At 61.4% G+C, this 9570-nt stretch carries 3 protein-coding genes and 1 rRNA gene; all 4 read right to left on the reverse strand.

All coding sequences use genetic code 11. The features are described from left to right. Window positions 1–7 precede the first annotated feature (7 nt). Window positions 8–2110: an exodeoxyribonuclease V subunit alpha gene (gene recD, locus AC1DKH_RS28385; RefSeq protein ID WP_477800001.1), complete on the reverse strand. Its 2103-nt coding sequence runs from the start codon at window positions 2108–2110 to the stop codon at window positions 8–10. After that, entirely contained in the window at window positions 2107–5796 is a 3690-nt protein-coding gene (gene recB, locus AC1DKH_RS28390; protein WP_477800002.1) for an exodeoxyribonuclease V subunit beta, read from the reverse strand. Before recB ends, recD begins: the two co-directional genes overlap by 4 nt. Beyond that, complete coding sequence (gene recC / locus AC1DKH_RS28395; protein ID WP_477800003.1) at window positions 5796–9245, reverse strand: exodeoxyribonuclease V subunit gamma; 3450 nt, start codon at window positions 9243–9245, stop codon at window positions 5796–5798. Before recC ends, recB begins: the two co-directional genes overlap by 1 nt. Window positions 9246–9468: 223 nt before the next feature. Continuing rightward, window positions 9469–9570 (reverse strand): 5S ribosomal RNA (gene rrf / locus AC1DKH_RS28400); the annotation flags it as partial.

Below are 9570 nucleotides of genomic sequence, written 5' to 3' on the forward strand. Positions count from 1 at the left end.
TGACCTTTCAGCCTGTCGGCTCGCTGGCTTCCTTTAGCTCCAGCATCAGCCCGCTCAAGCGTTTGACCCGGCGTTTCACCGCCTCTTCAAACACGCCCGCACGCGACTCGATCAAGGTGAACCAGTCCTTGGCCCGGGTAATTCCGGTGTAGATCAGTTCCTTGGTGAGCACTGGATTCAAGGCATCAGGAAGAATCAATGCGGTATGCGCGAACTCCGAGCCCTGGGATTTATGCACGGTCATGGCGTACACGGTTTCGACATCATTCAGACGGCTGGGCAGGACAAATCGCACGCCACCCTGGCCATCATTGCGTGGGAATGCCACGCGCAAAACCTGTTTTCCGTGGCCGTCCTGTTCCGGGAGCTTCAGGGCAATGCCGATATCGCCGTTCATCAAACCCAGCCCGTAATCGTTGCGGGTCATCAGGACAGGGCGACCTTCGTACCATTGCTGGTCGCTGTCGATCAGGCGCGCCCTGAGCAATGCCTCCGTCACCCGCTGGTTCAAGCCCTCCACACCCCACGGCCCTTTGCGCACGGCACATAACAACTGGAATGCGTCGAAGGCCAGCAGCACTTGTCGAGCCCAATCAATCCAGCGCGAATCTTCCAGCGGGCTGTCCAGTGGCGGCCGCTGATTGCGCAGCACGCCCAGGTAATGCCGATAACCCTGCGGGCCCTCGCCATGGCCGTCGAGCAGCAAGCGCTCCAGGGCCCGGTCCTGCTCGCCCTTGAGGGACAGGCAATACACATCGGCATGGCTGCGCGCCGACAACAACTTGCGGGCTTCTTCGGGTTGTTGCTGGTTGACCCAGCGAGCCAGTTGGCCAATGCCGCTGCCTTCACCGAATCGTCGGGAATGGCGCAACATCACGACCTGTTGGGCCAATGGATGAGTGCCCTGTGCATCCTCCTGCAAGCCGCTGGCCTGCAGGTTTTCGCCACTGACGGTTTCCAGCCACTGGCGCGTCTGGGGGCTGTACCAGCCAGCCTCCGCGTCGCGACACAGATCCCCCAATACCGCACCGGCCTCTACCGAAGCCAGTTGATCCTTGTCCCCCAACAGCACGAGGCGCGCATGGGCCGGCAAGGCGTCGAGCAGGTTGGCCATCATTTCCAGGTCGATCATCGAGGCCTCGTCTACCACCAACACATCCAGCGGCAGGCGATTGCCCGCGTGATGCCGGAAATGACGAGTCCCGGGGCGGCTGCCGAGCAGGCGGTGAACGGTGGTGACGTCGGAGGGGATCTTGTCTCGTATGTCTTGGGTGACCTTCAAGGTCCGGACTTGCTGGCTGATGGATTCTGTCAGACGCGCCGCGGCCTTGCCGGTCGGCGCGGCGAGACGAATGCGCAGGGGCATGCCGGCCTCGACTGCCGGCGCCTGGAGCAACGCCAGCAAGCGCACGACGGTGGTGGTCTTGCCGGTTCCCGGCCCCCCCGTCACGATGCTGAAGGCGCTGCGGGTCGCCAGTGCGCACGCGAGCTTCTGCCAGTCGATTACATCACCGGACCGGGCAGGACCAAACAGCCCGGTGAGGCGCTGGAGCAAGTCGTTCGGCGTGGACTCGTGTTCCGTCAAACGCTCGCGCAGTGAAAGGTCAATCCGCCGCTCGTAGGCCCAATAGCGGCGCAGGTACAAGCGTTTGCCCGATAAAACCAAAGGTCGGTCGCGCACGTTGTCACGGCTGTCAACGGCCAGCGCGACCAGGTTGCTGGCGGCCAGCACCTTGCACCAGTGAGCACCGTCCAGCGATCCCAGCAATTGCGAGGGCAACAGCATCGCGCCGCCTTGCACGTCACCTTCGGGTGGTAACGACAGGGCGAAGTCCGGTTCTTTCAGCGTCTCGAACAGGTCGAGACAGACATGCCCATGGCCCAATTGGTGACTGGTCAGCGCGGCCGCCAGTAACACCAACGGATCATCCTCCGGAGCCAGTTCATGCAGAAACGCCACAAAGGCTTTGTCCAGCGCGCGCAACCAGCCACGCTCGACCCAGCGCGTGAGCAACAACAGCAAGTCGTCGGCACGACTCAGCGGCGCCAGATCGGCCAGGCTTTCGGCTGCCAGCGATGTGGGCAACAAATCGGCGAATGTGCGATTCATAACAGTACTCCCTGTTCCCAGGCGGGCTCGGCCTTGGGTTCCGGCTTGCCCTGGAACAGCCTGTCCAGACGTTCGATCAGCTCTCTTGGCGGCCGGGCGAAAAACACACCCTGGCTGGCCGCACGCGTACCGCGCAAAAACAGGTACAACGCACCGCCGACATGTCGGTCGTAGTCGTAATCGGCGAGCCGCGCCTTGAGCTGGCGGTGCAGGGCCAACAGGTACAACACGTATTGCAAGTCATAACGGTTGTCGAGAATCGATTGTTCCATGGCCGGCGCGGTGTAGGCCGCATCATCGACGCCAAGCCAGTTGGATTTGTAATCGGCCACGTAATAGCGGCCGTCATGTTCGAACGTCAGGTCGATGAAACCCTTGAACATGCCGTTGAGCAACACCGGTTCCGCGGCCACCCGGGCCACGCCGTTATGGGTGTATTGGCACACCAGCGCATCGAGCTTGAGCACATCGACCTTATGGCTGGCGAACCAGAACTCCATCTCGACCTGATACTGCGTCAACTGGCCGAATATCACCGGTGCCTGACCGCTGCCCAGTTGCAACGGCGACTTGAGCAGATGCTGCAGCCAGTCACTCAAGGTGCTGATCCAGCCCTCCCAGCCTCGACGGTTGCAGCGACGGGCAATGGCGTCGATTACCTCTTGTGGTGCCGCGTCAAAACCTTCGCCTCCCGCCCATTCGAGCAAGCCATGGAGGAAGGTGCCGGGGTTCGGGCCGCGCGGGAAGCGATGGATATCGCCACCACCGGCCACCACTTCCCTGGGGGCCTGCGGGTCGAGGCGTTCGTCATCGAACAGTTTTTGCGCCTGCGGGCTCTCCGGCGCCTCGTCGGTGCCGACACTCAGGGTGTCGCCAATGCGTAACGCGCTGTAGGAAGCGATCCACCAGTTTTCACTGGCCTTGCGTTTCGGAACCAGCGGAACCAGCAGTGCCGCGTCATTTTGCGGTGGCCGGTAATGCTCTGCAGTCGCTTCAGGCATCTCGGCATACGCCAGCGCCGGGCAGTCCTGTTGCAGGTCTCGCAACCAAAGCTGCAACGCCGGGGAATCAGCCAAAGGCGCGCCGCCGCCCAGCAGATAACCCAATGCCGACAGATGCAGCACCGAGCCATTGTTATTGCCGCGCTTGAGGTCGGCCACCCCCAGCCAGCAGGCGTGTTGCGCCCGGGTCAGGGCGACATAGAGCAAGCGCAGATCCTCGGCCAGACGCTCATCGTCAGCCTGGGCAATCAACTCCGCCGTCGGCTTCAAGGTGACCTGGGCATTGCCTGATTCATCGTGGTAGTGCAATGGCAGGCGGCTGCCATCCACCGGTTTCGCCGAGCAAATGAACGGCAGGAACACCAAGGGGTATTCAAGGCCCTTGGACTTGTGAATGGTCACGACCTTGACCAATTGCTCATCACTTTCCAGACGCAGGATCTGCTCTTCGCCAGCCTGCCCGGACAACGCCAGATGCTCGGACAGATGCCGGATCAGGGCTTGTTCGCCATCGAGTTCGGCGGCGGCTTGTTGCAGTAGTTCGAAAAGGTGCAGAAGGTTGGTCAACACGCGCTCGCCGTCACTGCGGGCGATCAACGCCTGGGGCAGACGGAAGTCGTGCAGCAAGCGCCGCAGCATCGGCAGTACGCCCTGCTTGCGCCAGACTTCGCGATAGCCACGGAACTGCATGACCCGGGCTTCCCAGGCCAACTCGTCCTGATTCAGCCGCTCCAGCTCAGTCAACGAAAGGTTTAACGTGATGCTGGCCAACGCGGCTCGCAGCGGGCGCTCGACATCCGGCTCGGCGCAGGCCTTGAGCCAGGTCAGCACGTCATGCGCCTCTTGAGCGGCGAACACCGAATCCTTGTCCGACAGGTAAACACTGCGCACGCCACGGGCGGCCAATTGCGCACGAACCGCCTGCGCCTCCTTGCCGTCGCGGACCAGGATGGCGATGTCCGCCGGCAGCAGGCCTCTGAAGGCCTTGCCGCCCTGGGTGAACCCCGCTTGCCCCTGCTGTCCGCCATTGAGCAATGCCGTGATTTCACTGGCGCAGGCAGCCGCCAGTTGTTGCCGGTACACCGCACCGGACAACGGTTGTTCGGCCGGCAAGTGCCAGATGTTCAAGGCCGGCATTGCCTGATCATTGACGCGCAGGACTTCTTTGCGGCCCTGTGAGGCAACAGGCATGAAAGGAACCGGGTTGTCGCCGTTCTTCTGCCGAAAGAGAAAAGCGCCGCGCCCTGACTGCCGGGCCTCGGCGCGCTCGAATACATGGTTCACCGCGTTGACCATGCCATGGCTTGAGCGGAAGTTGGTGCCCAGGGTGTGCAGTCGGCCGGTGGTGGCCTGGCGGGCGCGCAGGTAGGTATGGATGTCGGCACCGCGAAAAGCGTAGATCGCCTGTTTCGGGTCGCCGATCAGGAACAGACCGCACTCGGGGCTGTTCTCTTCAATGCGGTAGATGCTCTCGAAGATCCGGTATTGCACCGGGTCGGTGTCCTGGAACTCATCGATCAGGGCGACCGGAAACTGTTCACGAATCAGGGTTGCCAGTCGCTCGCCGCCATCGGACTGCAAGGCCGCATCGAGGCGCAGCAACATGTCGTCGAAACCCATTTCCGCACGGCGACGTTTCTCTTCCTCGAATCGCGCTCCGACCCAGCGGGCCGCATGTTGCAGCACGGCGGCATCAGGTGTTGGCAACCCATCGAGACAGGCCTTGAGGCCGGCCATCGCATCGAGCCCCGGATGTCGAGGCGCTTCGCCCTTCCAGGCTTCGGCCATGCCATCAGGGGTCAGGCGCGTGAAGCCGGTGCCGATATCCAGGTGCTCGAGGGATTCGTCTTCGGCCCAGGCTTTGATCTTTTCAAACCAGGGCTCGAAATAGCGAGCCTGCATCTTGCGACCGTCGACAGCCTTGCCGGCAACGCCCTGGTGACAGATCGCAAGCAACTCGTCCGCCCACTGCAGCCAGGGCTTCTTCAGTTCGACCAGGGCAACCCGTCGTTCTTGCAAGCATTGCGAAATCAACTCGGCGGGCTCTTTCCCTTCAAGCGTATCCCGCTCGCTGGCAAACAGCGCACGAATCCGCGGCAGCAGCGCCGCCGGACCGCCCCAATTGCTGCGCACCCAATTCAATGCGTCACCTTGCATCGGGTAACAGAACAGCCGCCAGTAATCGCGCAGGACTTCCCCCAGCAAGTCGCTGTGGTCGGTTTCCAGGGTCTGGGTAAACAGGCTGCCGCTGTCGAAGGCGTGCTCGCGCAACATGCGCTGGCACCAACTGTGGATGGTCGACACCGCCGCCTCATCCATCCACTGCGCGGCGATATCCAGGCGGTTTGCGCACCCGGGCCATTGCTCGGGCAAATACTGATCACGCAACTCGGCAATCAGGCTGTCGGGGGCAGGTGTTTCATCGCGGAAAAATCGCGCGGCCTCGGCGAGCCGCGTGCGAATGCGTTCGCGCAGCTCTTTGGTAGCGGCGTCGGTGAACGTCACGACGAGGATTTGCGGCGGCAACAGCTCACGTCCGAAGCCACTGTCCTCCCCGCCATTGCCAAGCACCAGACGCAGGTACAGCGCGGAAATGGTGAATGTCTTGCCGGTCCCGGCGCTGGCTTCGATCAACTGGCTGCCACGCAGCGGGAAGGCCAGGGCCAGCGGTGTCTTCGTGCTCATCAGCGCGACTCCTCGCTGGACAGTGAACGCCAAGGAGCTTCAAGAAGCGGGCGATAGAGCGCGTCACACCAATCGGGGAACGTCTCATCGGCATTCAAGGCATCGTAATCGGCGAATTGGCGCGCGAGTGCCGGGCTTTCGCGACGCTCTCCGTCCGTCGTCTGCCCGTCGCCTTCATAGGCCTTGCGCGCAGCGGCATCGGCCTTGACCGGGTCGGTTTGCCCCAGCCACGCAAAGGCTGTCTTGACCGCGATCGGCAGAGGCTGGCGCATGCCCGACTGCCAGGCCATCAACAGGTCACCGAGAATTTTCTGCGCGGTGGTCTCATCCAGCGGAGCGAGCAGCAGGCTGTCGTCACTGGCCACCAATGCGGTGGTCAACGCCATGCCACTGGCACAAGCCACCAGATGGGTGAGCCACGGACGTGTCAGACGATGCCATTTGCGTGACTTGATCGAGCCGATACTGTTGGGGATCGTAGTGATAGACAGCAATCCACCATCGGCGCGCTGATGCAGGCCGCTGAGCCAGCCCTCAATGTGCAGGCCTTGCAGTTCAAGACTGACTGGCAACGCGCTGCTGAGCGGTGTAGGCCACAAAGCCAGGAGCTGTTGGTGGCGTTGCAGCAAGTCAGGTAATGGCTCGATCAATTCACGCTGCAGGCACTCACCGAATCCGGCCATGGGCAACAGCCCGCTGTTTTGCAGGCGTTTCGCCTGTTCCTCCAGCGCCTGTCCGGTATTTCCCGGGTCAGCCAGCGCCGCTTCGAGCAAACGGTCACTTAGGCTGTAACGCTGCAACGCATCCAGGACAAAAGGCTCTTCATCAGCCAAGGGCACTTCGGCCGCCTCGAAGAAGACCTTCAGGCGCTGGCTGAAAAAGTGCCGTACCGGGTTGCGCAGGAAATCCTGCAACTGACCGAGACTCAGCGGTTCGTCCTGAACGTGAGCCTCGAGCACTTCCGCGCTTGCCTGTTGCTCTGTCGCCTGATGAAGCACCTGCCATTCGGTGGCGTAGCTGAACGACTCATCCCCTTCGTGAAAGTAGCGGGCACTGAAAGGTTGCAACGGGTGTTCCCGGGTCATGGCCTCCAGCAGGTCATTGTCGCTTTGTGACAATCGCCAACCGCTGGCCAAGTGGTCGCGTAACTGGCCGATCAGCACCGACGCAGGCCTCTCGCTGTTATCGCGGATGCTGCGGCCCACCCAACTGATGTAGAGCTGGTCCCGTGCCGACAACAAGGCTTCCAGTAGCAGGTAGCGGTCATCTTCGCGTCGGGAGCGGTCACCTGGACGGTAATCACTGCCCATGAGATCGAAATCCAGTGGCGGCTGCGCGCGCGGATAATCGCCGTCGTTCATGCCCAGCAGGCACACCAGTTTGAACGGGATGGCGCGCATGGGCATCAAGGTGCAGAAGTTGACCGCTCCGGCCAGAAAGCGTTGGGACAAACGGCCCTGATCCAGACCCGCAAGCCAGGCTTCACGGACGACGGTCAGCGGTAACTCGTCCTGCAACCCGACCGACTCGCAGGTCTCGAGCCAAGTCTCACGCAGCTCTTCGAGCTGAGCCAGCAAGTAGTCATCGTGTTCGTTACTGGCAAGGAAGAACAACTGCACCAACGCCTGCAAGCGCAAGCCCCATTGCCCCGGCGATGCAGGCTGAGAAAGTTCGTGGTGAGCCACTTCCAGCGCGTCCAGCAGCGCAACCAGCGGGCCGATTAGCGCGGCGTCCAGGCCCCCGATTTCGTCGTAGGGCTCGATACCCTCATAAGCATCGGCGCTGCCAACGGCATAACCTAGCAACATCCGGCGCAAGCCGAAACGCCAGCTATTTTGCTCCAGCTCATTCGGCAGCCCGAGCCCGGCACGCTGCTCGGCGTTCATGCCCCAGCGAATGCCGGCACCTTCGATCCAGCGGTGCAGCGTCGGCAGATCGCGCTCCTCAACACCAAAGCGAGCACGCAGTGCCGGGACGTCCAGCAGATCGAGAATCTCACTGACGGGGAATCGGCTGTCAGGCAGCTTGAGCAGGTGCTCGACTGCAATCAGTAGTGGATCGCGGCCACGCTGGCCCTGGTCCGCCAGGGTAAACGGAATGAAGCGCGGATCCTGGCGGTCAAGCTGACCAAACACGGCACGAATGTGCGGTGCGTAGCTGTCGATGTCCGGGACCATCACGATGATGTCCCGGGGCCGCAAGGTCGGGTCGGCGCTGAAGCGCGCGAGCAGTTGATCGTGGAGGATCTCGACTTCTCGCTGGGCGCTGTGGGCGACGTGAAAACGGATCGATTCGTCCTTGTGCAGATCGATAGCCGGCCAACGCTCCCGAGTCTCGTTGAGGGGGCGCAACTCGAGGATGTCGTCCTGCAACTGGTTGAGCACATTCAGCGGCTGACCATCACTGAACAGGTCGATGCGCCCGTCGCGGAATGCCGAACGATAGCTGTTGGGATCGTCATAACTGTCGAGCAGGTTGATGTAGTCCCGCCCCTGTTTACCCCAGGCAGCCAGCAATGGGTGAGCATGCTGGTGGAGGGTTTGCGGATCGATCACTACCGGCATGCCGTTTTTGCGGGCCTGACGCTTGTATTGATGCCGCAACAGGTCTTTATCGGCGACGATGTCCGCCCAATGATGACGACACGGGTTGTGTACGCACAGCAGGACCTGGCTGAATCGTGCCAGTCCCGCCAGCGCTTCCAGGGTTTGGGCAGGCAGGGAAGAAATCCCGAAAACGATCACTCGCGAGGGTAATCCCTTGGGAGCTGTTTCGAGGTTATTGATGCGCTCGACAAATCGCTGATGGACACCGGCACGGCTTTGCGCCATGCCTTCTTCTCCCACATCCAGCAAGAGTGCGCGCCATAACTCTGCCTGCCAGCAATTGGCCGGGGTCAGGGGTTTGGCTTCGCCCCTGGCGCTTCTTGTTTGATGGCGACCTTCTGCCCAGTCTTCCAGCCAGTCAGCCCGATAGACCTGGTATTGGTCGAACAGATCCGCCAGACGCTCGGCCAATTGATAGCGTTTGCGCAGATCGGTGTCATGGGTCAGGAAACGCTGCAGCGGCTCGAAGTGCGGTTGGTTGATCAATTGCGGCAGCAGGCGCATCAGACGCCAGGTCAGCGGTGCTTTATCGAGCAGGGACTTGACTGGAATTTCGTCACGGCCAAGTACCATGCGATAGAGCTGCCACATGAAACTACCGGGCAACTGCACGTCAATGGCCGCGGCGATGCCGCAGCCTCCCATGTCGTCGTCCTCAGAATCTTCCGCCAGTGCCAGCTTCAGCCATTGGGCAATGCCATTGCTTTGCACCAACGCGATTTCATTCTCCAGGGGAGCCAGCGGGTAGCGCCGCATCCAGCTGACCACCAGGCTGCGCAACTCATCCAGGCGGTTGCCGTGAACCACCATAAAACCAGCACTGAGGGGTGTTGCGTCCGGCATAGTGGCGTCCCTGGAAATGCAAAATCGAAGGACGACTTTAACATCTGTAGGAGCGAGCATGCTCGCGATGGTCGTCAACGATGACGCTGGCTGCCTGGTGCCGCGCGGTGCCTTGGCGCTTTTCGCGAGCATGCTCGCTCCTACAGGGCACAGTGTTCGAGGTGTAAATAGGCAAAAAAAACAAAACCCCAACTGCTTTCGCAATTGGGGTTTCGGAATTTAATCTTGACGATGACCTACTCTCACATGGGGAAACCCCACACTACCATCGGCGATGCATCGTTTCACTGCTGAGTTCGGGATGGGATCAGGTGGTTCCAATGCT

The organism is Pseudomonas sp. 05L36, assembly GCF_056398125.1.